At 36.7% G+C, this 25,473-nt stretch carries 19 protein-coding genes; 7 read left to right on the top strand and 12 right to left on the bottom strand.

What is annotated here, in order from left to right; all coding sequences use genetic code 11:
- The first annotated feature begins 4 nt into the window (after window positions 1-4).
- On the top strand, window positions 5-1,372 hold the full coding sequence (gene hipO / locus F931_RS14870; protein ID WP_016142111.1) for an amidohydrolase: 1,368 nt from the start codon (window positions 5-7) through the stop codon (window positions 1,370-1,372).
- A gap of 59 nt (window positions 1,373-1,431) precedes the next feature.
- Here hipO and adiY read toward each other — a convergent pair whose 3' ends face one another.
- The gene (gene adiY / locus F931_RS14865) at window positions 1,432-2,439 is read right to left on the bottom strand and encodes an AraC family transcriptional regulator (RefSeq protein WP_016142110.1); all 1,008 of its coding nucleotides are present in this window, start codon (window positions 2,437-2,439) and stop codon (window positions 1,432-1,434) included.
- Window positions 2,440-2,656: 217 nt separating this feature from the next.
- Between adiY and F931_RS14860 the strand changes: the two genes are divergently transcribed.
- Window positions 2,657-3,682 (top strand): fatty acid desaturase, encoded by a 1,026-nt coding sequence (locus F931_RS14860; protein WP_080649723.1) that lies wholly within the window; start codon window positions 2,657-2,659, stop codon window positions 3,680-3,682.
- Between the two features lie 91 nt (window positions 3,683-3,773).
- Here F931_RS14860 and F931_RS14855 read toward each other — a convergent pair whose 3' ends face one another.
- The 5 genes from F931_RS14855 to F931_RS14835 form a co-directional block, all read right to left on the bottom strand.
- Window positions 3,774-5,900, bottom strand: a complete 2,127-nt coding sequence (locus F931_RS14855; RefSeq protein ID WP_016142108.1) for a peptidase domain-containing ABC transporter — start codon at window positions 5,898-5,900, stop codon at window positions 3,774-3,776.
- A gap of 3 nt (window positions 5,901-5,903) precedes the next feature.
- Entirely contained in the window at window positions 5,904-7,178 is a 1,275-nt protein-coding gene (locus F931_RS14850) for an HlyD family secretion protein (RefSeq protein WP_016142107.1), read from the bottom strand.
- Window positions 7,179-7,281: 103 nt separating this feature from the next.
- Window positions 7,282-8,424, bottom strand: a complete 1,143-nt coding sequence (locus tag F931_RS14845; protein ID WP_016142106.1) for a JmjC domain-containing protein — start codon at window positions 8,422-8,424, stop codon at window positions 7,282-7,284.
- A 267-nt stretch (window positions 8,425-8,691) separates the two neighbouring features.
- Window positions 8,692-8,910 (bottom strand): hypothetical protein, encoded by a 219-nt coding sequence (locus F931_RS14840; protein ID WP_016142105.1) that lies wholly within the window; start codon window positions 8,908-8,910, stop codon window positions 8,692-8,694.
- Between the two features lie 108 nt (window positions 8,911-9,018).
- Window positions 9,019-9,237 (bottom strand): hypothetical protein, encoded by a 219-nt coding sequence (locus F931_RS14835; protein ID WP_016142104.1) that lies wholly within the window; start codon window positions 9,235-9,237, stop codon window positions 9,019-9,021.
- 872 nt (window positions 9,238-10,109) lie between these two features.
- On the opposite strand from F931_RS14835, the gene F931_RS14830 reads away from it, so the two are divergent.
- The 4 genes from F931_RS14830 (at window position 10,110) to F931_RS14815 (ending at window position 14,089) form a co-directional block, all read left to right on the top strand.
- Entirely contained in the window at window positions 10,110-11,096 is a 987-nt protein-coding gene (locus F931_RS14830; RefSeq protein ID WP_016142103.1) for a DUF1852 domain-containing protein, read from the top strand.
- A 21-nt stretch (window positions 11,097-11,117) separates the two neighbouring features.
- Window positions 11,118-12,161 (top strand): methionine synthase, encoded by a 1,044-nt coding sequence (metE, locus tag F931_RS14825; protein WP_000735359.1) that lies wholly within the window; start codon window positions 11,118-11,120, stop codon window positions 12,159-12,161.
- 185 nt (window positions 12,162-12,346) lie between these two features.
- Window positions 12,347-12,838 carry a flavin reductase gene (gene rutF / locus F931_RS14820; RefSeq protein WP_016142102.1) on the top strand — a complete coding sequence of 164 codons (492 nt, stop codon included), beginning with the start codon at window positions 12,347-12,349 and terminating at the stop codon, window positions 12,836-12,838.
- Between the two features lie 687 nt (window positions 12,839-13,525).
- A complete protein-coding gene (locus F931_RS14815) occupies window positions 13,526-14,089 on the top strand; it encodes a TetR/AcrR family transcriptional regulator (RefSeq protein ID WP_016142101.1) in 564 nt (187 codons plus the stop codon).
- Between the two features lie 129 nt (window positions 14,090-14,218).
- Here F931_RS14815 and F931_RS14810 read toward each other — a convergent pair whose 3' ends face one another.
- Entirely contained in the window at window positions 14,219-15,613 is a 1,395-nt protein-coding gene (locus tag F931_RS14810) for a hypothetical protein (RefSeq protein WP_016142100.1), read from the bottom strand.
- Between the two features lie 308 nt (window positions 15,614-15,921).
- The gene (locus tag F931_RS14805) at window positions 15,922-16,251 is read right to left on the bottom strand and encodes a darcynin family protein (protein ID WP_016142099.1); all 330 of its coding nucleotides are present in this window, start codon (window positions 16,249-16,251) and stop codon (window positions 15,922-15,924) included.
- Window positions 16,252-16,372: 121 nt separating this feature from the next.
- Between F931_RS14805 and F931_RS14800 the strand changes: the two genes are divergently transcribed.
- Window positions 16,373-16,972: a TetR/AcrR family transcriptional regulator gene (locus F931_RS14800; RefSeq protein ID WP_016142098.1), complete on the top strand. Its 600-nt coding sequence runs from the start codon at window positions 16,373-16,375 to the stop codon at window positions 16,970-16,972.
- A 109-nt stretch (window positions 16,973-17,081) separates the two neighbouring features.
- On the opposite strand, the gene F931_RS14795 is transcribed toward F931_RS14800, so the two are convergent.
- From F931_RS14795 to nrdA, 4 genes are all read right to left on the bottom strand, one after another.
- Window positions 17,082-20,000 (bottom strand): beta strand repeat-containing protein, encoded by a 2,919-nt coding sequence (locus tag F931_RS14795; protein WP_016142097.1) that lies wholly within the window; start codon window positions 19,998-20,000, stop codon window positions 17,082-17,084.
- Between the two features lie 781 nt (window positions 20,001-20,781).
- Window positions 20,782-22,065: a ribonucleotide-diphosphate reductase subunit beta gene (locus F931_RS14790; protein ID WP_016142096.1), complete on the bottom strand. Its 1,284-nt coding sequence runs from the start codon at window positions 22,063-22,065 to the stop codon at window positions 20,782-20,784.
- Window positions 22,066-22,203: 138 nt separating this feature from the next.
- Window positions 22,204-22,338, bottom strand: coding sequence for a hypothetical protein (locus F931_RS14785; RefSeq protein WP_002120013.1), 135 nt, complete (start codon window positions 22,336-22,338; stop codon window positions 22,204-22,206).
- 56 nt (window positions 22,339-22,394) lie between these two features.
- Window positions 22,395-25,229: a ribonucleoside-diphosphate reductase subunit alpha gene (nrdA, locus tag F931_RS14780; RefSeq protein ID WP_002120003.1), complete on the bottom strand. Its 2,835-nt coding sequence runs from the start codon at window positions 25,227-25,229 to the stop codon at window positions 22,395-22,397.
- Window positions 25,230-25,473: the final 244 nt, after the last annotated feature.

Raw genomic sequence — 25,473 nt, 5'->3', positions numbered from 1 at the left:
CTACATGAATAAAATATTCAAAAACAGTCTACTTTTAGGTTTGTCGACTTTTATTGCAGGTTATGGAACGGTTCTGCATGCAGAAGCAAGTCCAACAACTTTACCCGCAGTTTCACAAAAAGCGTTAACGATTATTGATGGGCAAACAGAGTGGTTAAATAAGATCTATAAAGACATTCATGAACACCCTGAACTTGGGTTTATGGAAACGCGAACCTCTGCGATTGTTGCCAAAGAGCTTAAGTCATTAGGTTTTGACGTTAAAACGGGAATAGCCAAAACAGGCGTGGTCGGCATTTTAAAAAACGGTGACGGGCCAACAGTCATGTACCGTGCAGATATGGATGCCAACACAGTTCAAGAAACCACGGGATTACCCTACGCAAGTAAAGTAAGGGTAAAACTCGATGATGGAACCGAAACACCTGTGGCACATATGTGTGGTCATGATGCCCATGTGACATGGATGCTGAGTATGGCAAAAACCCTAGTTTCTTTAAAAAAGGAATGGAGCGGAACTATTATTTTAGTCGCGCAACCTGCTGAAGAACCCGTAACAGGTGCAAAAGCTATGGTGAGCGATGGTTTATGGACCAAATATAACTTACCAAAACCTGATTATTTCTTTGCAGTTCACACTACCCCTGCACCTGTGGGAACGATAATTAATGCACCGGGTCCACGAATGGCAGGAACCGATCAACTTGATATTCTATTTAAAGGAGTGGGTGGACATGGGTCACTTCCATATTTAACCAAGAACCCGATTAGCATGGCAGCCAATGCCATTACCCAATATCAAACCATTATGGGTAACGCAGTAAATACTCAGCAACCTGCTGCTTTATCTATTGGTTCAGTTCAAGCTGGAAATTCAAATAACGTGATTCCTTCAACCGCGTTAGTCAAAATGAATATGCGCTGGTTTGACCCGAAAGTGCGTGAAACAATGTTAAATAATATTAAGCTCATGAGTGAAGGCGCGGCCGAAATGCAGGGGATGGGTAAAGATCAATTACCTACTTTAACGCTCAAAGGTTCGACCAATCCAGTCATTAATAACAAAGAGTTTTCTGCACGTTTAAATGGGCCGTTAAAAGCATTGTTAGGTGATAAGCAAGTTTTAACCGATTTTCCTCCATTTATGGGTTCAGAAGATGTGCACCATTTGTTAGGTGACCAAAAAGATATTCCTTTTAACTTTATGTTTATTGGTGTGGCGGACCCAGTTGTATTTGCCAATGCAGTAAAACAAGGCAAACCAGTGCCTTATATTCCACATAGTCCTAACTACATTGTGGACTTAAAGGCCTTACCAGTGGGGGCCAAAGTCACAACTGTTTCCATGTTAGAGCTGCTCACTAGAAAGTAAATTGACCATAAAAAAGATGCATTCATATGCATCTTTTTTTTGCTTAAAGGTTTAAAAAACTAAGAGCAAGCCAGATGTTTTTCTCGATAGTGGACGGGTGATAAATTAGTCCAACGACGGAACGCACGTGTAAAGCTACTCACGTCGGTAAAGCCAAGAATATAAGCAATTTCAGTAATATTATGGCTTGAGTTTTTAATATACGACAAAGCCAGTTCATGCCGAGTTTGATCAAGTAGCTCACTATAAGACGTGTTTTCTGCGGAGAGTTTCCTTTGCAAGCTACGAATACTTAAACCTAAGCTTTTCGCAATTTCTTGCTGTTGAAAATCACCCGTCGATAATTTTTCAATAAGTTTCACTTTCACCCGTGCCAATATATTTTCTTTATCGAATCGGGCCAGATAACGATTAATAATCTCATCATATTCTTGAGTGAGGGTTGGATTTGCACCTTCTAGTGGCTGTTCAATGGTAGCTGTATCAAACACAATCATGTCTTTGGGTGCATTAAATACGATCGGGGCTTTTAAAATACTTGTAAACGTTTCCAGATCTTCAGGTTCCGAACGCCTTAACTCAATGCGTAACGGTGAAAAAACAGATCCCTGTAATGCACGGCTTGAGCGAATAAAAACGGAAATAAAAGCATCTATCGATTCGGGTTGAACTTCGTCCGGAACATGAATAACGAAATAATGATTTTTGCCATCTCCATAAAATTCGAGTTCAGGAATATCCGTTACCACACGAAAATAGCGAATAATTCTTAAGAACATTTCTTTTAAGGTGGTGCTGGTAATCAGTGAATGCCCTAACACATGAAAAGTATTTTGATTTGCTTGGTTGGCAACTTTAAGTCCAAAACATGAATCTTGAGTTTTCTGAACTGCTAATTTCCATAAATTTGCTGTTTGTTTTAATGAATAACGTGCATCAGGATTACCGAGAGCCTGAATATCTAAACCCGCTTGTTCTAATAAAGGTTGACTATCAACACCGGCTTTTTCGAGCGCTTTTTGAATCGCTTTCACCCAGCTAGCCAGTGCCGTTGCTGTCTGTGGCATGTTATGTCCTATAACTTGTGACTCATATTCCTGTGAACAGTATAAAAGATTTCAAAACTAAAAAATCTTTTGTTTGTTTTGAATCTTTCTATTTTGGCATCCATAGCCAATAGATTGGCGTTTCGAGCTAAGCACACCTCAAGCGATCTAAATAAAGTAGGGACATGAAAAAACTGAGGAATAACGGATGACCTACATTTATAAAAATCCTGCCGGAATGACCGATAGCGAAAAAACAGAGCATATTAAAAAAGTAGTAACCGCAGAAGGTGTGGCTTTACGCAAACGCCATCCTATTTTGAACCATCAAAATGCCATTGGTGCGATGATTTTATTGATATCTTTGGTGGGCATGATCACGGCTGCCATGCTCTATATCAATCATCAACTTTCAGCTTGGTTCGCAATTCCCATCATTGCTTTTTTTGCATCGCTCACCCATGAGTTAGAGCACGATTTAATTCACTGGATGTATTTTAGAAAGAAACCATGGGCACATCATTTAATGATGGGCTTAGTCTGGTTAGCTCGACCAAGTACCATTAACCCATGGAAACGTCGTGAGCTGCATTTTAACCATCATAAAAACTCGGGTACTGAAGTCGATTTAGAAGAAAGAGCTTTAACCAATGGTGAAAAGTGGAACATACGTCGACTTATCGCGATTGGTGATAATGGTTTTGCAGTTTTACTACGCATTATTGCCTCAAACAATTGGGCGGTTAGAAAAGTCATTTTTAAACGTGCTTTTTTAGCTTATTTTCCGCTTGGTATTATTCACTGGTTACTGTGGTATATCTTTTTAGGATTTCACGCAATTGACGCAGTTTCGGGGTGGGCAAATGCACCAATTGCTTGGTCGGCGACCACTTTAAATATCATGCATGTGATTAATATTTTGACTGTGATTTGGATTGCACCAAATGTACTGCGTACCTTCTGCTTGCATTTTGTGACCAGCAATATGCATTACTACGGAGACGTCGAATTGGGCAATGTCATTCAACAAACTCAAGTATTAACACCGTGGTGGATGATGCCGTTCCAATTGTTTTGCTTTAACTTTGGCTCAACGCATGCCATCCATCATTTTGTAGTGAAAGAACCATTCTACATTCGCCAAATGACTGCGCCAGTTGCCCATAAAGTCATGCGTGATATGGGTGTACGGTTTAATGATGTCGGTACTTTTAAAAGAGCAAACCGCTGGAATGTAAATGACTTATCAGAGTCAAAAAGTTAAGAAATAGATTTTTATCTCGCTCAAATGGACTAAGTTCTCTATGAAGGCATTAGTCCATTTATCATAATTTCTCAATAGATTTTAATATTAATTATAAAGAATTAAGCATTTGATCAGTAACAATACGCCCATTGTTGAAAGCAATAATACGATCTACAGAAGAGATCGTCTCAGGGCGATGAGCAATAATTATTCTGGTAATTTTAAGTGACTTAATCATTTCATTAATTTCTTTTTCTTTAACAATATCCAAATGACTTGTTGCTTCATCTAGAAACAGAATCTTAGGTTTTTTATACAATGCTCTTGCCAATAATATTCTTTGTTTCTGCCCACCAGATAGAATATTACCCATATCACCTACTAATGTTTGATATCCCATAGGCATTGCCATAATTTCATCATGCACCGATGCCATTCTTGCACATTCTTCAACCCAATCTTGCTGAATAAGATCATCAAAGAAACTAATATTTTCTAAAATGGAGCCAGCAAACAACATATCATCTTGGGCAACATAGGCAATAAAATTTTTTAGTTTATTAGAACCAATTTTAGTTATACTTTCTCCACCAATTTTTATTTCACCTCGCTCAGGTTTCAAATTACCTAATAATAAATTCATAAGCGTCGATTTACCACAGCCTGTGGAACCTACTATCGCTACAGATTGTCCTTCTGGAATATTAAAGTTAACACCATGAATAATCCATGGTTCGTCTTCTGAATATCTAAACTTTAACGATCTGACATCAACCTCTGTTTTTTGTTGTTCTGGCAATTTTAGAGTAGGTAAATAGCTGTCGGATATTTCTTGATCTGTTAGAACAATATCTGCTAAACGTTCACCATGTAAATTGAGCATTTTTACTTCAACGAACTTATCAATAAGTGAACTTACTCGACCACCGAACTGATTTTTGTACGCGATAAAAGCCATTAATATTCCAACAGTAAATTCTCCATTAATAGCTAAATTTGCACCTAACCATACAATGACAATATTCTGTAACCCAAATAATAATTTATTCAAAAACTCAAACATCAGATTGAGTTTTTGAGTAGTTAATTCCTTATTAATTTGGTTAATAAATAAGGTTAACCAGGTTGCTTGTCTATAGTCTTGTTTTTCAAATTGTTTTATGGTTTTTATACCACGCATTGTTTCCATAAAATACGTGTTTTGTTTTGCAGCATGGACGATTTGATCTTCTGTAGCCCGTCTTAAGGGATAATACCAAATCCATCGTATAGCAGCATACAATAACATTGTGAATACAACGATCCATGCTAATTGTGCGCTATATACAAACATTAAAACTAATGTAAATATAGTCATTAAACCATCAAGAATAGCTGTAATAAATGAGGTTGTTAGTGTTCTTTGGATTGTATCAATTGAACCAAATCTAGATATAATATCTCCCAAATGACGTTTCTGGAAAAAATTGGTTGGTAAATTAACAAGATGATGAAAAATATTGGCTTTCCATTGTACATTCAATGTAGTTGCCATATGCATAACTACCCAAGCCTGTAACAAGCTTATGAGGCTGCTTAAAATCATCAAGAGCCCAAAACCTATTGCCAAGGTCGTGAGTAAGTTTAAATCAGCAGAAACAATAGCATGATCAATCACCCATTGCATAAAGAATGGACTGATAAGTGAAAATACTTCTAGTACTAAAGCAAGTATAAGAATTTGTCCTAAAGACTTCCATAATCCTCTAATTTCACCAAATAATTTAAAAATACGAATACTTGTTTTATCTTTTTTTTCTTCAAAATTAGAATCAGGCCATAATTCTAAACCAATACCAGTAAAGTGTACTGAAGCTTGATCATGGGTGAATACTTTCTCCCCAAAAGCTGGGTCAACAATCGTTATTTTTGTTGATGATATATTTTTGAGTACCACAAAATGGTTTAAATCCCAATGCAAAATACATGGCAGTCTTAATTTATTTAGTTCTTCAAGCTCAAGTTTTAGAGGCCGAGTAGTAAGGTGCAGCTTATTGGCTATCTTAACTAAAGTTGCAAGAGTTGCCCCTTTTTGCGATATCGGGTGCTTTTGTCTTAAAGTTAAAAGATCTGATTCATGACCGTAATAGCCTGCAACCATTGCGAGACAGGCGAGTCCACATTCTGATGATTCTGTTTGTAATATTACAGGAACTTTTCGACCAAGACCTAAAGATAAACGATCAAGATAACTCATGGACTATAGTTTTCCTGTAATACTAAATAATGGTTCTAGAGCCCACTCATACAATTTACGCTTTTCATGCATAATATCGCCTTCAAGAGTCATTCCTACCTGTAATGGCATATCCTGACCATAAGCTTTCACCATTTGTTTATCGAGTTTCGCTCTTACCAAATACACAGGTTCATTATTAAGCTGTTCTTGTGGTGAAATAATTCCGATTGTTTGTAAATCCTGACTAGCTAATGCCGTTTTTGCTACAGATAAGACCTGTGCTTTTGCATGACCAAATTTTTGATAAGGGTATGCTTGATAACGTAGTAAGACCTGATCACCCTCTTTGACAAATCCAATTGCTCTACTAGGCACATAGAGTTGTGCAATTAATGGTGTATTTTCAGGAAGCACTGTCAATAAGGGCTTAGATAAGTCAACAAACTGTCCAACTTCGGCATTAATTGTACCTATAACGCCAGATGAGTTCGCCTGTATGGTAATATGCTGTCTAGATTGCATTTCGATTAATTCTTGCGTATTGCTCGATAATAAACGTTCTAACTGCTCAATCTCATTATTTTGCCTATTTTCTAGTCCTGATAAGCTAATTTGCTGCTCTGTTAGCTGTTTTTCTAATGATACTTTTTCACGTTGTAATGATTCATATTGAGCTAACTGATCCAGATAGTCTATTTTTCTTGCTTCAAATTCTTCATGAGAAATTGCATTCTCATGGAGAATATTGCCATAACGTTGTTGATTTTTTTTTGCCAGATTAACGCGTTCCTGTTGATTGGCAATTAAATTTTTAATCTTAACTAAGGTTCCATTAAGTAAACTAATCTGATTATTGATTGTTCTTTTTTCATCTTGATGAATAAAATGCATCCGAGTTATTTCGTTTCGTATAGATTGTTCTTTTAATTGTGTTTGCTTTGCTAAAGCATCAGCGATACTACCTTGTTCGCCATAACTTGCTGTTGAAATGATATAAAGAATATCACCTTTGTGGACAGTTTGTCCTTCGTATACATTCTTCTTTAGAATCGTTCCGGATTGTGTTGTATAAATTTGTATCAGTCCTGATTTAGGAATTAATTGGCCCTGAACTGTACTACGTTTGGTATAACTCCCCCATATTGTAAAAGCAACAATAAGCAAAGCAATACATAATGCACAAATCGTCAAAAAGGTAAAGCTAAATGGACGAGTAAGAATAATATCTCCCATCCATTTTGTTTTTTTAGCATCAAAAACTTCTTTACGAAACAAATTATTAACAGGAGAGTTCATTTAGAAAATATTAATGTAAAGTAGAAAAATAATATTGTTAATCAAACTGAAAATACAATTTGTTTTCAATCCTAGAATAATTAGAACTTTAAATATCATCTACTTATATTTCACAAATCACATCATTAAATATTAAAACATTAATAAATTCTCGTAATTTATCCTCATTAGTATTATCTTTACAAACTATTTTGACTAACTCATCTTTTGTTAGCAAATTATCTTCAATTAAATCAAATATTATTTTTGATTTCTTATCTATATTAATCTTTACGCCATTGATTAATAAATTATTTTCAAAGATTGATGTTGAATAAGATGTGTTTAAGAATAATATTCCATTCTTTTCATCCTTAGTTTTCTTAATTTTTTTGCTAATATGCGATAAGATAAAAGGGGATATTACTTTATCTTGCTCACCTTGTGCAGCTTTAAATCTATTAATATTTTGTATATTATTCAAGACATCCAAAACATTAGTCTCTGTAAATTTTTCTATAGGTTGAGTTGTAATACTTTTCCTAAAATTTAAATCATTTACAAAACAATTCCCAGAACACCATGTCAAATAATCTGTAATATGAGCTGTGTGAACCCCAACAGCTATATGAAAAGTTTCTTCTTGTTCAATCGGAAGTGCCTCATGCCACCATCCACGTGGAATATACAATATATCGCCTGCTTCCAATATCTCATCAAAAACAGGAGTTTCAGGGCATTCGTGTTTACGCTCTTTACTTGTTTGATTTTGTAATGGGAGATTGAATGTTGGTGCAAATAACTTCCATTGTTTACGACCAATAAGTTGAATTGCGAAAACATCATGTGTATCCCAATGTTTCGCAAAGGTTCCATTCCCGCCAAAAGCAATATAACCATTTGCAACGGCTTTTTCTTTTACAAAGTGAGAAATAGCTTTTGTTAATTTATTAATTTTTGTTGATTTAGTATCTATTCTATTTAATACTAAAGTTGCTCCATTTAACATTAAATTATTAAACGAATCTTTTATAATTCTTTTTCTAAGCATACCTACGTCATAAAAATCTTCTGTATAGGATATTGGATCTATTTTCCCATCTTTAAATAGATGTATAGATCCATCATTAGGACTCCAACCAAATAACATTTCATCAACGTCATCCCAAGTTAGTTCATTAAGGCCAATCGCCTTTTTCTCAAAATAAAAATCTTTTTCAAAATATTGAGAAAAAAATAGGTCTCTAGATAACGTTAAGAACTTCATAACATCTCTTTATAAATAAAAATAAAGTCTTATTTAAATAATAAGACTCATTGTAGAAATTTTAGGGTATAAATTTTAAATTAAGTAAAGTAACCTAATACTGCCATCAAACATACTGCTAACAGTATAATAGAGACTATTATAGAAATAGTCTTAGCTATTTTTCTATCAGTAATAAACTTTGAACTAAATATCAAAATTAGGCTAAGTATTATAACTATAGGTGCAAGAAAAGCTGATGGAATAGTTATCATTTTTATATCCTATTTACCCATCACCATCTTCTGATGAATTTCCATTATTTGTCATAGGGCATATAATTTGACCTGCTGCTTGACCTGCCGCTGCACCTATACCAAACCCTACCACTCCACCTAATACTGCACCGATTGCAGCACCTGCTCCAGTTAATCCAGAAACGCACTGAGTCTCTGTATATTCCCCACCGCTGATTAGTTGCATATCATCGATTGTAAGCTCTCTCATTTGCTCATCCTTTTAATTTTAAAAATATACTTTAATTAATTTTTAACAATGTCATCTTAATAAAATAATTATGAAATAATTCTATTAAGAAAGAGACTTAGATTTTATTTATCCATCTCCATCTTCACTATTCTGATTATCAGTAATAGGTGCACAAATAACACCTCCTACAATATTTCCTATAGTGGCTCCTATACCTACTCCAGCTGCACTTCCTGTTGCAACACCACCTATAACACCACCAACTATTGTAGCGGTACCTACACATTGACTTTCAGTCATCCCACCACTGATTACATTATATTCAGAAATTAAAAGCTCACGCATATTATCCCTCGATGAAAATTAGTTTTATTAAAGTTTCATAACTCATTGTTAGGTTATTTCAAATGGAATTTTATTTAAATGACTCTCATTTAACAATACTAAAGATTTAATTTTGGAAAAATTTAATGTAAGTTATTGAGTTATAATATAATTATTTTATAAAGAAAGGTCTGTATATTAATTAATAAGCTTAAAATTCTTTTGTCATAAAATAGATTGAAAATTTATTTTAAACAATAAATTATATTATTAAGAATTAGTTAAAAAATATTGTATTATTGAATTCAAATTACTATTAGATAGTATAATTTAATTAGTTAATTCATCTAGTTATAAAATTAAAATCACCTGAAATATAGCTTATATATTTAATATTTATAGTGTAAAAACAATATTTTTCCAATTTATGTATATTTTACAATTCAATTTAAAATTTTGAAGAAATTATTTATATTCTTAGAATGGCTAAAAGCAGAGATGAATGAGAGTCAGCATAAATTACTTTAGGTTTAGCTGTTTTATTTAAAGTAAAATTATTTAATTAATTGAAAATAATCATAAATTATAAAATTTTAGGCAGTGCAAAGCGAGCGCCTTATATTGAATTTCTGCTATCTAAAATTCCCAAAGATGAAAAATATTTAACTTCATACTTATTTATTAAACCCTAAACATGAATTTCACTCAGTTTTGAATGAGACTAAATCATTTTTATTCATGTTGTGATTGCGGTATAAATCTATCCATGCTCTGAAGCGCTCCAGTTATTCACTTTGATAAGACCATAAGGCACAAATCTGACAAGTCTGGAGAGTTTAAAAAGAGCAAAAGATTTTTTTAGGTTTATCTCAGAAATTAGGGTACTGATCACAATGAGTAAAGAATTTACATTTACGATTAAGAGTATTTGTTTCGATGAGAACTATCGTCCAGCAGACAATACACGTATTACAACCAACTTTGCTAACTTGGCAAGAGGGATGAGCCGCGAAGAAAATTTGCGCAATACATTGCAGATGATCGACAATCGTTTCAATGCCTTAGCTCATTGGGACAACCCTAAAGGCGACCGCTATGGCGTTGAACTTGAAATCATTTCAGTTGAAATGAACATTGATGCCGAAAACCGTGCAAGCGGACTTCCTCTCATCGAAATATTGAAAACCAATATTGTTGATAAGAAAACCAATGAACGCATCGAAGGTATTGTAGGCAATAACTTCTCGTCTTATGTACGTGACTATGACTTTAGTGTGCTTTTGTTAGATCACAACAAAAACAAGTCGACTTTTAGCACGCCAGAAAAGTTTGGTGAATTGCACGGTAACTTGTTTAAGAGCTTTATTAACTCTGAAACTTACAAAGCTAACTTTAAAAAGGCACCAGTGATTTGCTTAAGCGTTTCGACGACTAAAGAGTACCACCGTACTGAAAACGAACATCCTGTTTTAGGTGTTGAATACAAGCAAGAAGACTATTCATTAACTGATGAATATTTCCAAAAAATGGGCTTAAAAGTTCGCTACTTCATGCCGCCAAATAGCGTTGCGCCATTAGCGTTCTATTTTACTGGTGATTTGCTTAGCGATTACACCAACCTTGAGTTGATTAGTACCATTAGTACGATGGAAACCTTCCAAAAGATTTACCGTCCTGAAATTTACAATGCAAATTCAGTGGCTGGAAAATCTTATCAACCAAGCTTGAAACACGAAGATTATTCACTTACTCGAATTGTGTATGACCGTGAAGAACGTAGCCGTCTGGCTATTGAGCAGGGGAAGTTTGTTGAAGAGCAATTTATCAAACCATACCAAGCGATTCTTGAGCAGTGGTCTGCTAATTACGCTCCTAATTAATCAACATACGGGTCATTGATCATGAAAAAATTATTACCAACTTCAACTGCTGGCAGCTTACCAAAACCGTCTTGGCTTGCAGAACCTGAAAAGCTTTGGTCGCCTTGGAAACTTGAAAACGAAGGCTTAGTTGAAGGTAAAAAAGACGCGTTACGTTTGGCATTGCACGAACAACAACTTGCTGGCATCGACATTGTTAGCGATGGCGAACAAACTCGCCAACACTTTGTGACTACGTTTATTGAACACTTAAATGGCGTAGATTTTGAGAAGCGCGAAACTGTTCGTATTCGTGACCGTTACGATGCAAGCGTACCGTCTGTGGTAGGTGCAGTGTCTCGTCAAAAGCCTGTGTTTGTTGAAGATGCGAAGTTTTTACGTCAGCAAACCAATCAACCAATTAAGTGGGCATTACCTGGCCCAATGACCATGATTGATACGCTTTACGATGGTCACTACAAGAGCCGTGAAAAACTTGCTTGGGAATTTGCCAAAATCTTGAACCAAGAAGCGCGTGAGCTAGAAGCTGCTGGTGTAGATATTATTCAGTTTGACGAACCTGCATTTAACGTCTTCTTTGACGAAGTAAATGACTGGGGCATCGCGACTTTAGAGCGTGCAATTGAAGGTCTAAAATGTGAAACTGCGGTCCACATTTGCTACGGTTACGGCATTAAAGCCAACACTGACTGGAAAAAAACACTCGGTTCAGAATGGCGCCAATACGAAGAAGCTTTCCCGAAACTTCAAACGTCTAACATTGATATCATCTCGTTAGAATGTCACAACTCACATGTGCCTATCGATTTACTCGAACTTATTCGCGGTAAAAAAGTCATGGTCGGCGCAATTGATGTTGCATCTAACCAGATCGAAACACCAGAAGAAGTGGCTAACACATTGCGTAAAGCGCTTCAGTTTGTAGACTCTGACAAGCTTTACCCTTGCACAAACTGCGGTATGGCGCCTCTTTCACGTGAAGTGGCACGTGGCAAGTTAAATGCTTTAAGTGCAGGTGCAGAAATCGTTCGTCGAGAACTGACTGGTTATGATCTTACTGCTTAATATTTACCAATAAGTGGTATAAAGGGTTACTTTTTTGATGGCAGTTGATAATCAAACAAGTAACCCTCATTTTACTTACTACATGTCGCTCTAATTAGATCGCATGTCGATAGTACCTTCCTGATGGAGTTGGGCGGTATAGCAAACACACAGGACAAGGTACGGTTCAATTTAGGAATAATGTCATGGTTCAAGCAACAGACTTTAGAAATGCAATGTCTTTACTCACAAGTGCGGTTAGTGTTGTGACTACGGCAGGCATGTCTGGCCGTTTTGGATTTACTGCCTCTGCTGTTTGTAGTGTGACTGACACACCTCCGACATTATTGGTGTGTATGAATCAATCTGCGAGTTCACATGCACATTTCCTAGATAACAAAATCTTAACTGTGAATGTTTTAGGCGCACAGCACGAACATATTTCAAAAGCATTTTCATCTAAGCTCACGCCAGAAGAGCGCTTTAAACATGGCGCATGGATAGAGTTAGAAACGGGTTCACCTGTTTTGGACGATGCTTTGGTAAGTTTCGATTGCGAGATTGAGCAAATTCAACAAGTCGGCACACATACGATTTTTATATGTCCGATTGTGGCGATTAAACAAAGCCAACATGACCAAAGTTTGGTTTATTTTAACCGTGCTTATCACCAAGTGGGGCAGACCGAGATTGTCTAATCTCTCTAGTTTTGTTGTTTTACATTAAAAGTTAAAAGATAGAAATCAATAAGCACGGATCGCTTCTGCTTAGTTTTGAAAATACAATTACATATAATATCTTAAATAATAATTAAGTTAATCTAATGAAAAATAATAAGAAATTTAATAACTTGGCATAAAAGCTACATTGACACTTCTAAACTCTCAGATTATCCTTTGCGTGCTGGCCTACATTGCCAGCTGGCTTTGACAGGCCAGAACCTAAGTACATTGAAAAAATTTATTTTTTTAATGTAGACTCGTTCGTCCCCCTTTTTTGTTGCGGTAGGACGGAAGGGGGACACCCTCGGGTGTGCTGATTCTTAGGTTCAGTCTGTCAACCCTCTTTCGTTCTACCACCATTATTTGACAGTAATGCGGTAGGACTTCTTTTACCTAAGGAGTCGCTCATGCGCAACATTTCTATTTTGTTGGCAACCATTGCCAAATCTTTTATTCCTATATCGTTTAGCAAATCTTTAGAACTTTTTAATTAAATAAAAGTTTTAACGTATTAGCTCGTCACGACTAAAAAATCATATCAACAACAAAATTTGAGATGGGCCAAGCACTGTCTTGCGGCTTTGCTGTGCCTTTTTTTCTCCCAAAAAGGGCACAGGCTTTTTATCTCATTTAGAAACAATAAGAATTTATAACGGTAAAACGATGCCAACTTTAGAAATATCTTCCAAAAAATTACAGGTTGTTCAAACTGCCATCCAACTCTTTACGACGCATGGGTTTCATAATGCAGGCGTAGACCTAATCATCAAAAAATCCAAAATTCAAAAAGCCACGTTTTATAACTACTTTCACTCAAAAGAACGTCTTGTTGAAATGTGTCTAATCTTTCAAAAAAGCCGACTCAAAGAAGAAGTTCTGGCAATTGTCTATTCACACCGTTACCCAACCGCAGCCGATAAACTCAAAGAGATTGTCCGTTTACATGTCGATGTAAATAGCCTTTACCATCTTTTGTTTAAAGCTATTTTTGAAATAAAACAGCTTTATCCCACAGCTTACCGCATGGCAGTTGAATATCGGAAATGGCTGCTTCGAGAGCTTTTTGATCTGGTCTTTAGTCTGGAAACCAATACATTTAATCCTGATGCCAACATGGTTTTAAACTTAATTGATGGCTTGATGCTTCAGGTTTTAAGCTCAAATCGTGTGGATGAACGGGATGTGGTGTTGGAGAGGTTTTGGGGGAATATTTACATAAAATTTTAAATATTTAAGTGAAGGATAATTTTATAACTTTAAACTCTATTTTAAATAAGTTAGCCTATATTGAAAGATAAAATAAGGCTAACTTAATTTTATGTATAAATATAATTTTTGATATTCAACTAATAATTGTTATTCATTTTTACTGATTGTGAATGGGACTTTAAAAGGTAAGCTTATTTTACTAAATTTATTAGCTTTGATTTGTTCCTCTTTATCAATAAATGTTTGATATCTATTAAACTCAGAATTTAGAAATTCTCTAATTAACTTCATTTTTCTATCAATACGTAGTTTTTGTATTACTTTTTCTTCTAGGGAGCTATGTTCGCTATCTGAAACATCACGGGCAAGCATACTGATTTTTGATAAATTTAGTTCTTGTTGTTGAATTTCAGTTAAATGTCGAACCATTTTATATAAAAATGCTAAGCACATTGAAGCTAAGGTAATTATAAGTAAGGTGAAAGGTAACCTTTGAATTAATATAATCCATGCTTTTTCAAAAGTTTCTACTGTTGAAATTGCTGTAAATTCTTTTAGTGTACCCCAAGAAAGATTAACAATAAATCCTAAAATAATTAAAGGAATGAATGCTAAAAAACCATACGTCCATTTAGTTTTAGTTGCTCTTGTAATGAAACCTTCTAGATTATCTGGAAATAAATTTACTGATTTTTCTAACTCTTTTCTCCGTTTTTCTAGGCGCTCATTAGTTTCATATAAATATGTCTCACGCGTTTTCTGGTATGCAATCTCTTCATTTAGTTTCGATAATTGGTTATCTTTTGCTGTTATTTGTGAGCTAAGCGACTCTATCTCAATATTCTGTTGATTTATATTGTTTTGTAAATTGCTCTTTTGTTCTTTTAGAGTTTCTATATTTTCTAATAGCTCGGCTTCAAAGTTGCTATTATCTTCAAGATATTTATCATACTCATCTTTTTTTGTTGTGAGTTGTGTTAATTTTTCTGTTATAGAGTTCTTTAATATAGAAATTTTTTCTTCATATTGTTCTCTATCATCTTTTACCTGTCGAAAATAGTCTAGTTCAGCTACTATAGTTTCAAACTCATGACCAAAAATTTTGAGATCTTCTATAATAGTTCTTTTATAAATAGATAGACGTTTTCTTTCATATTTTAATTGGAATCTGCTTACAACATCGTTAATTGAAAATACAATGCGTCCATCTTTATTTAATGTAGAATTAAAGATTCTTTTTTCTTGACCCAAAATATTATTGTAAATTAGTTCAAAATTACCTTCTCGTTCAGGTTTAAAGCCTAAAGTTTTAACAAAAATTAAATTTTTAAGGTCTACTTGTCCACCTGACGCTGTTAATTGGTATTCACCATCGGTGTCTTGTAATAGCCTAGATAATTTAGATGAGTTAATTGTTTCTTGCTGTGATAGCAGTATACTAGTTTCTAGTGTTAAAAAGAGATCTTCTGGAATAGGTTCACTATTCATATTTGTAACATCTGTCGCTGTAGATGTAAGATCAATATTTATCTCTTTATTCATAAAAATTTATCCAATTAAACGATATATATTCATAAAAAACTAGTTAAATACTATTTAATAGCTGGTTGTATCTAATTTAGAATAATGTATTTTTAGTTTAAACATTATTCAGTTTTCTTAAAAATATATAGATTATTTTAAGGTTAATTATTTATATTTAAACAAATACAGGCTAAATAAACTAGTGCTTTTCTCATGAAATTCTATAATTTAAATTGGACTATCTTTAGTTTAGTAACTATAAAATAATTTAACTATGCATGTTTAGGTTGTACAGAGCTTTTGAAAGCTAAAAAAGTTTATAACTTCTATAAAGAACTTTCATACTCAACATACCCATCTTCAATTGCAGGAATAATCTCTACAAACTCAAAGTAGGGCACTGTACAAAACTCAGAGTCTCGAATCGCATCAATCACAAAATAATAATCTTGCAAAGATGTCGTCTCAAACACCGCAATATCACTGGCTTTAGTACTAAACGCTTCAACGTCATACCACCGAACTTTTACAGTCGGGTACTTCTCAAAAATAGGTTCAAGCTTCTGTGTACTAAGCTCAGCCCGCTTTTCACGAGCTAAAGCCAACCAAGTAGGTAATGCTCTTAAATGAATAAAAAAAGTATAGGTTCTAGACATAACCACTCCATGACTGAGGCGAGTTGTAGTTCAACTGAAAAGACAGCATTTGCTTGTCATATCCACATGACTCAGTCAGTATATGAGTGATTACTCACATTAAATACTCGCATTTCGGGCCATGTCAGAAACACTTCCAGACCCACGCAAACGCCCGCGTCAAGCACGCTCAGTGGCTACATTTGAAGCTATTTTAGAGGCGGCTGCTCGCATTTTGGAGTCTTTAGGCTTTGCTGGCTTTAACACAAATGCCGTGGCTGAACTTGCTGGCGTAAGCATCGGCAGTCTATATCAATATTTTCCTTCTAAAGATGCCTTAATTGTCGAGTTAATTCGACGTGAGCGAGCTGAGCTTTCAAAACGTATAGTTGAAGCCATCGAGCAAAATGATGCCGTAGATTTAAAAGAAAAATTAAAACCCATCATACAAGCCGCTGTGCAGTATCAATTAAGCCGTCCACAGTTAGCACGAACTTTAGAATTTGCTTCCGAACTTATTGGAAAAGACATTGAGGAAAGGGAGCATCAACACGAACTTGAAATCATAATTTCTGATCTGTTTATACGTTCTGGTATTCCACATGCGCAGACAGCCGCGCAAGATGTAATTGCTTTAAGTAAAGGAATGATCAACGCGGCAGGTATAGCAGGGGAAAGTGATTTAAATGATTTACAGCAGCGAGTTGAAAAAGCTGTATTTGGTTATTTAGGTCTGGATTAATGCTCTATAAGTATGAGCATATTGCTGTCAAAAGCTCTTTAATGAAAAGCACCTTCCAAATACAAAATTTGAAAGGTGCTTTTATAAGGTTTATATCTTTACCAACGAATTAGACAGTCGGCAAAGCATGCAATAGTTGGTCAGTTAACTGATTTACCGATGTGAAAGAAATCGTGTTAATCAAACTGCCGCCCGTTGGGTCAGGTTCACCAACAGCAATACCTTCATTCGAGCCTACCGAGCCGAGGATATTTCCTAAAATATCTTCTACATTCCCAGAGTTATTATTGTCTGAGTCGCCATAGTTAATACTAATTAAGCCATCTAGACCACCTAAGAATCCACCGTCGCCACTGTCAACGCCACCAATAATCGTGGTGATTGAACCCAAGAGACCACCGTTTTCAGTCACAAGGTCATCACCTACAATATGCTGAATAATAGTCGAAGCCGTTGAACCATTAGTAAGCAGTGTATTAATTACACCAGTGAACGAGCCGCTCGCACCATCAAGGTCAACGCCTGCAAGGTCGGAAATAGCCTCAAGCGTACCGTTAACACTATCGCGTGAAGTCTCAAAAAGTAGTTTTCCAAGATCAGCAAAATCACCTACAGGATGCTCTGCATCTGGGAATACCCCAATAATTGTGTCGGCAATCGTATCAATACCTGTGTTAATCAAACCTGTTTTTAGACTCTCTAAATTTTGTAGAACGTCGATACCGCTTTGAATAATACCTGTAATTGGATTATCGCCTAGATCACCACCAATACCACCAATTCCACCGATAATGCCAGTAATTGGGCTTAAGATATCTCCATCACCACCAATGCCACCGATGATGCCAGTAATTGGGCTTAAGATATCTCCATCACCGCCAATACCACCAATAACGCCAGTAATCGGACCTAAGATATCGCCTGTACCTTCACCACCAATAAATGAGAAAGAGTTGCCTAATACATTAATTGGTGTGGTGATAGGAGCAGTAACATCAACATCATCGCCATTACCGTTGCCAATACCGTAATTATGTTCACCGTTACCTGATGAAATGCCATTTAATAAGCCATCACCAGAGCCATTGCCTGAGTCACCAGAACCAATCACACCACCTGAAGTGTTGCCGTTATTGGTTGTGTCGTTGTCATTGACTGTATTTGAAGTAGTTGTCGGTGAAATATTGATAGAGTCAGTCGAAGAGCCGCCGATCCCTGATAAAGCATTACCTAAAATGTTCAAGCCACCAGTAAATGGAAGCGTAAAGTCTGCATCGTCACCATTTCCGTTACCAATGCCATAGTTATGTTCGCCATTACCAGACGCTGCACCATTAAGTAAACCATCGCCAGAGCCATTACCAGAATCACCAATGAGGCGGCCCGAATTAGCATTATCAATAGTGTCATTATCATTGACTGTGTTAGTCGTTGTGGTTGGTGCAATATTTACTGAGTCACTAGATGAGCTACCAAAGCCTGAAATCGAGTTTCCAGAAAAGTTGAGTACGCCAGTCAGTGGGAATGTGAAGTCTGCATCGTCACCATTTCCGTTACCAATGCCATAGTTATGTTCGCCATTGCCAGAAGCAGCGCCATTGAGTAGACCGTCACCAGAACCGTTTCCAGAACTTCCGCCTACAAGTGCACCACCATCATTGCCATTATCAGTCACGTCATTGTCATTAACCGTGTTGGTGCTTGTGGTTGGGGCGGTATTAATCGAACTAGAAGATGAATTTCCAATGAGCGAGAAAGAGTTACCAGAGAAATTCAAAACACCAGTAATTGGGGCAGTGATATCAGCATCATCACCGTTGCCATTACCAATACCGAAGTTTTGTTCGCCGTTGCCAGAAGCCGCACCGTTTAATAGTCCATCTCCAGAGCCATTTCCTGAACCACCGCCAATTCCGCCACTGTTGCCATTATCAATAGTGTCGTTGTCATTAACCGTGTTTGAAGTCGTTGTTGGGGCTGTGTTGACTGAACTTGATGAAGAATCACCAATTAAAGTAAATGAATTCCCAGATAAGTTCAGAACACCGGTAATTGGGGCAGTAATATCAACATCGTCGCCGTTACCATTGCCAATACCATAGTTGTGTTCACCATTACCTGAAGCTGGGCCATTGCCTGCACCATCACCAGAACCATTGCCGGAGCTGCCAAGTGCACTCACGCCACTATCACCATTGCCGTTATCGGTGGTGTCATTGTCATTAACCGTATTTGAAGTAGTGGTTGGTGAGGTATTTACTGAACTCGCAGATGAGTTGCCAATTAAGGTAATTGAATTACCAGAAAGGTTGAGGGGAATAGTAATTGGCGCGGTAATACTTGCATCATCAGCAATACCATTTCCGATTCCGTAATTATGTTCTCCGTTTCCAGAAGCAATTCCATTGAGCAAGCCATCACCAGAACCATTGCCTGCACCCGAGCCATTACCATTATCGGTGGTGTCGTTGTCATTGACTGTGTTCGATGTATTGGTCGAAGAGTTGTTGACCGAGTTTGAAGATGAATCACCAATTAAAGTGATTGAGTTACCCGCAAGATTAATTGGAATTGAAAGTGGGGCAGTAATGCTTGCGTCATCAGCAATGCCATTACCAATCCCAAAATTTTGTTCGCCGTTACCTGAAGCGATGCCATTTAATAGGCCATCGCCAGAGCCATTGCCTGCACCGCCACCAACTGTAGAACCATTACCGTTAATAGTAGTGTCGTTGTCGTTAACATTATTTGAAGTGGTTGTTGGAGAAGTATTGACTGAACTAGAAGATGAGTTGCCTATGAGTGTAATTGAATTACCAGAGAGGTTGAGGGGAATGGTAATTGGGGCAGTAATACTGGCGTCATCACCAATTCCATTTCCAATACCGTAGTTATGTTCTCCATTACCTGAGGCTGCACCATTTAATAGGCCATCGCCAGAGCCATTACCTAAATTATTGCTTGTGTTACTGTTTTCAGGAAGTGGGATAATATTAGTAATCGAAGATAAAATACTTTTAATAAACATAATCTATTTCCATGTGATTTGTTTGAGACGTTTTTATTACTATTGTTTTATTATGTGCGTTAAACCACATAATTGAGAAAGAGTATTTAATTTTTTACTATTTGGTGTCAAGTTGTGTAATGGGTCACTGCTATTACCGAAAATTTTTAAATATATTCAAAATCAACTAAATAAAAAATACGATTATTTTTGATAACATTTTTAAACACAAAAAAGAGGTGAGTTAATAAAAATATTTTAAGAATAAAATAATATATTTATTTTTAAAATATAGAATAAATATGATTTATCTTATTGAAATAAAATATTTTTATTAAATGTGGAAATTCTAATTTTTTATAAATTATTGTTTTTTATATTGGTTTTATATTGAGTATTTAATTTAATAATATTAATTTAAATAATTTTAATGACTTAAATAATAGGGCTGGGCTTTATAATATTTTTAATTAATTATCTTTTTTAAATTGTAAAATAAACGTATTGATAGGAGCCGTTGTAATAATAATTTGGTATATGTACGCCGTCGGCTGAGATTTCCTTCGTTTAAAAGCTAAATTGGGTCAGCCGACACCCTAATTTAAAGAATTAAAAAAATCTTTTTTTAAACAAGAGAATTTCTATATTTATAAATTATTCTTATATTTATATTATTTGTTTTTAAAATCATAAAATATATTTTAATGGTTTGAATATTAATCTGAATTTATTGAAATTAAATAATTTTAATAATAAAAAAGCCACTCGAATAGAGCGGCTCTTTTGATTTGATAAGTTAGACTTACCAGCTTAACGCACCACCAGTTTGGTAGTCTGTTACACGAGTTTCGAAGAAGTTCTTCTCTTTACGTAAGTCCATCATCTCAGACATCCACGCAAATGGGTTCGTTACACCAGCAAATTGCTCTGGTAAACCTAACTGAGATAAACGACGGTTACAGATGAATTTCAAGTATTCTTCCATCATGCTTGCGTTCATACCCAATACACCGCGTGGCATTGTGTCACGTGCATATTCGATTTCAAGCATTGTACCTTCAACAATCATTTGAACCACTTCTTGTTGGAACTCAGCAGTCCAAAGGTGTGGGTTCTCAATCTTGATTTGGTTAATCATGTCGATACCAAAGTTCAAGTGCATCGATTCATCACGCAAGATGTATTGGAACTGCTCAGCAACACCATTCATCTTGTTACGACGACCCATACTCAAAATTTGAGTAAAGCCACAGTAGAAGAAGATCCCTTCAAGTACACAGTAGAATGCGATCAGGTTACGAAGTAAACGCTGGTCGTTTTCAGGTGTGCCTGTGTGGAAATTAGGGTCAGTTAAAGATTGCGTGTATTTCAAGCCCCAAGCTGCTTTACGTGCAACAGATGGAATCTCGCGGTACATGTTGAAGACTTCGCCTTCGTCCATACCTAAAGATTCGATACAGTATTGGTAAGCGTGAGTGTGAATTGCTTCTTCAAACGCTTGACGCAAGATGTATTGACGGCATTCAGGGTTAGTAATGTGACGGTAAATCGCCAATACCAAGTTGTTTGCAACCAAAGAGTCCGCAGTCGAGAAGAAACCTAAAGAACGCATAACAATAGTACGCTCATCTTCGGTCAAGCCATTTTCAGACTTCCAAAGCGCGATGTCGTGGTTCATGTTAACTTCTTGAGGCATCCAGTGGTTTGCACACCCGTCAAGATATTTCTGCCAAGCCCACTCATATTTAAATGGAACAAGTTGGTTCAAGTCCGCACGACAGTTAATCATTGCTTTGTCGTCAACTTGAACACGTTGAGCACCCATTTCTAGCTCTTCAAGGCCAGGGGCAACGTCTAAATGTTCTAAGGCTTGAGCGGCTCTAGCCACTGTATCGGAGGCAACTGTTGGTCGCACGGAATGGGTTCCAGCGGATTGTGGAGCTGCCACGCTCGGCGATGATGGCTGCGCAGTAGATACATTCTGCGAATCTGACGCTTTTTCCGATTGGACGGGCGCAGACTTGTGTTCAGGTGCAGTCGGTTTTTGCGAATCATCTTCAAAATCGTCCCAACTAAGGATAGACATTTTTGTTCTCTCTTCGTTGTATATATCTATATTTGACATCTCTTAAACGAAGATGTCCCTACTATACGCTTTTAATGTGTAAACAAAATTAAGTTTTATTGATGCATGACCAAATTTGGGGCCTTTGGTCTCTACTCACTACAACTTATTTTGTTTACGCTGCTGCTTACGTATTGTGATAAATGCGTAAACCATCGGCATATAAAAGAAAATAAAGGCAAAGATTAAAACTCCAACACCAAGCATATAGTTATGGCTGAGATGAGAAAGCATAATCTTTACCTCTTTTAAAATTGCTCTTTAGTGAAAAAGAGCAATTTTATTGAATGTTATTGGCAAGCTTCACAATCAGGGTTATCGATTGAACAAGCCATTGGTACTGGAGCTGCTTGAGTAAAGCCTTCTTCTTCAACCGCTGCTTCTGGTTTCTTCGCTTCTACCACAGGGGCAGCAACCGCCGCTGCTTCAACAGTCGCAGGTTTAACTGCGTTTAAAGCACCTGTGTTGATTGTAGATTTTTCAGCAGAAGTTGCACCTAAAGCTCGGAGGTAATAAGTCGTCTTAAGACCACGTAACCATGCCATCTTGTAAGTGATGTCAAGTTTCTTACCGTTTGCACCAGAGATGTAAAGGTTAAGCGACTGAGCTTGATCAATCCATTTTTGACGGCGTGATGCAGCATCAACGATCCAACGTGTATCCACTTCAAACGCAGTAGCAAAGATTGCTTTTAATTCTTCAGGAATACGAGCAATTTTTTGTACTGAACCTTCAAAGTGTTTAAGGTCGTTAACCATTACTGTGTCCCAAAGACCACGTTCTTTTAATGCACGAACAAGGTATGGGTTAATAACAGTGAACTCACCAGACAAGTTAGATTTCACATATAAGTTTTGGAATGTTGGCTCAATAGACTGAGAAACACCACAAATATTAGAGATGGTTGCAGTTGGAGCAATTGCCATCACGTTTGAGTTACGCATACCGTCTTTTTGAACTTTGGCACGTAAAGTGTCCCAGTCTAAACGTTGAGTACGGTCAACTTCGAACATGCGCTCTGGACGAGACTTCGCAACAATTTCTAAAGAGTCAATTGGAAGGATACCTTGATCCCACAATGAACCTTTGAATGTTGAGTAAGCACCACGTTCAACAGCCAAGTTGCTTGAAGTTTCAATCGCGTAGTAGCTAATTACTTCCATTGATTCATCAGCAAAATCAACAGCAGCGTCTGAACCATAAGCAATACCCATTTCATATAGAGCATCTTGGAAGCCCATGATACCCATACCCACAGGGCGGTGTTTCAAGTTCGAGTTTTTCGCTTGTGGTACAGCGTAGTAGTTAATGTCGATCACGTTATCGAGCATACGTACTGCTGTTTTAATTGTGCGAGCTAATTTCTCACGGTCTAACACACCACCTTGAACGTGTTGTACAAGGTTGATCGAACCTAAGTTACATACTGCAATTTCGTCTTGATTTGTGTTCAAGGTAATTTCAGTACATAAGTTAGATGAGTGAACTACGCCAACATGTTGTTGTGGTGAACGTAAGTTACATACATCTTTGAATGTGATCCACGGGTGACCAGTTTCAAACAACATAGAAAGCATTTTGCGCCATAAATCTTTAGCACGTACTTTCTTATGTAGCATGTTCGTTTCTTTCGCTACAGACTCATAGTAAGCATAACGCTCAGCAAATTCAGCACCAGTTAAGTCATGCAAGTCTGGTGTTTCAGAAGGAGTAAATAATGTCCATTCACCATCTTCAAATACACGTTGCATAAACAAATCTGGAACCCAGTTTGCAGTGTTCATGTCGTGAGTACGGCGACGGTCATCACCCGTGTTTTTACGAAGCTCTAAGAACTCTTCGATGTCTAAGTGCCAAGTTTCTAAATATGCACACACAGCACCTTTACGCTTACCACCTTGGTTTACTGCAACAGCTGTATCGTTCGCAACTTTCAAGAATGGAACAACACCCTGAGACTTACCGTTTGTACCTTTAATATAAGAGTTCAAGGCACGTACAGGTGTCCAGTCATTACCTAAACCACCAGCCCATTTAGAAAGCATCGCGTTATCACGCATTGCGCCATAAATGTCATAAAGGTCATCGCCAATTGTTGTTAAGTAACAACTTGAAAGCTGTGGACGTAATGTACCTGAGTTAAACAGGGTAGGCGTAGAAGCCATGTAGTCGAAGCTAGACAATAAGTTATAGAACTCAATTGCACGTTCTTCTTTATCTTGCTCATTGAGTGCAAGACCCATCGACACACGCATGAAGAATAATTGTGGTAATTCGAAGCGAACGCCGTTTGAGTGAATGAAGTAACGGTCAAATAAAGTCTGTAAACCTAGGTAGGTAAACTGATTAGAACGTTCTGGCTGAATTGCTGCTGATAATTTTTCTAAGTCAAAGTCAAGCAAGTCAGGTGAAAGCAAATCAAGCTCAACACCTTTTTTCAAGAATGCTTCAAGTGCATTGTTTTCAGGTGTATCTGTTGATAAGCCTAAGAACGTTAAACCAGTGCTCACTAATTCGTTACAAAGCAAACGTGCAGTGACGTAAGTGTAGTTTGGTTCTTGTTCAATACGGGTACGTGTTGCCATCATCATTGTTGTGGCAATATCACTTTCTTTTACGCCGTTATATAAGTTTTTAACGGTTTCATCCACAATGGCTTGAACGTCAATACCTTCCAAACCTTCAGCTGCCTTAGAAACAGTTGCTTGCAATGCACTTAAATCAAGTGGCTGAAGCTGACCGTTTTTGTCGGTAACTTGTAAAGTAGGGTGGTGGTTTGAGTTCGTTTGCTGACGAGCGCTAGCACGTTGTTCACGGTAAATCACATAAGCGCGGGCAACCTTTTGTTCCCCAGTACGCATTAAAGCAAGTTCTACTTGATCTTGAATTTCTTCAATATGGATCGTACCGCCCGATGGTAAACGGCGAGTAAAAGTATTTAAGACCATTTCCGTCAACTGGGTAATACGGTCGTGAATACGGCTAGAATCCGAACTCTGTTGACCTTCCACAGCAAGAAAAGCTTTACCAATCGCAACTGAAATTTTCTCTGCATCAAATGCAGCAACATCTCCAGTGCGTTTAATCACCTGAATTTGACCGGGAGTCGAAGTAATTACGCTCATGCCAGCATAGCTCCATTGTCACTTTTGTTATGTTCATAGACCGTTTGAACCGAGCAAAAAACATGCCACGATATTTGAGGGATAAACACAAGACTTAGTAGTTAAAGTTTATTTTCAACACAAGATACGGGATTTTTCATAGCAGATCAATCTTGACTTTTTAGTAATTTTTTATCTGTATGATTTGATGGGAGATAGCATAGCAAAGCTGTTAAAAAACACTTATAGATAAGTTTGTGGATAA

Source organism: Acinetobacter pittii ANC 4050 (assembly GCF_000399685.1).
GTDB classification, from domain to species: domain Bacteria; phylum Pseudomonadota; class Gammaproteobacteria; order Pseudomonadales; family Moraxellaceae; genus Acinetobacter; species Acinetobacter pittii_E.
The sequence above is the reverse complement of the archived record's forward strand: the minus strand, read 5'-3'. Positions and strand labels throughout refer to the sequence as shown.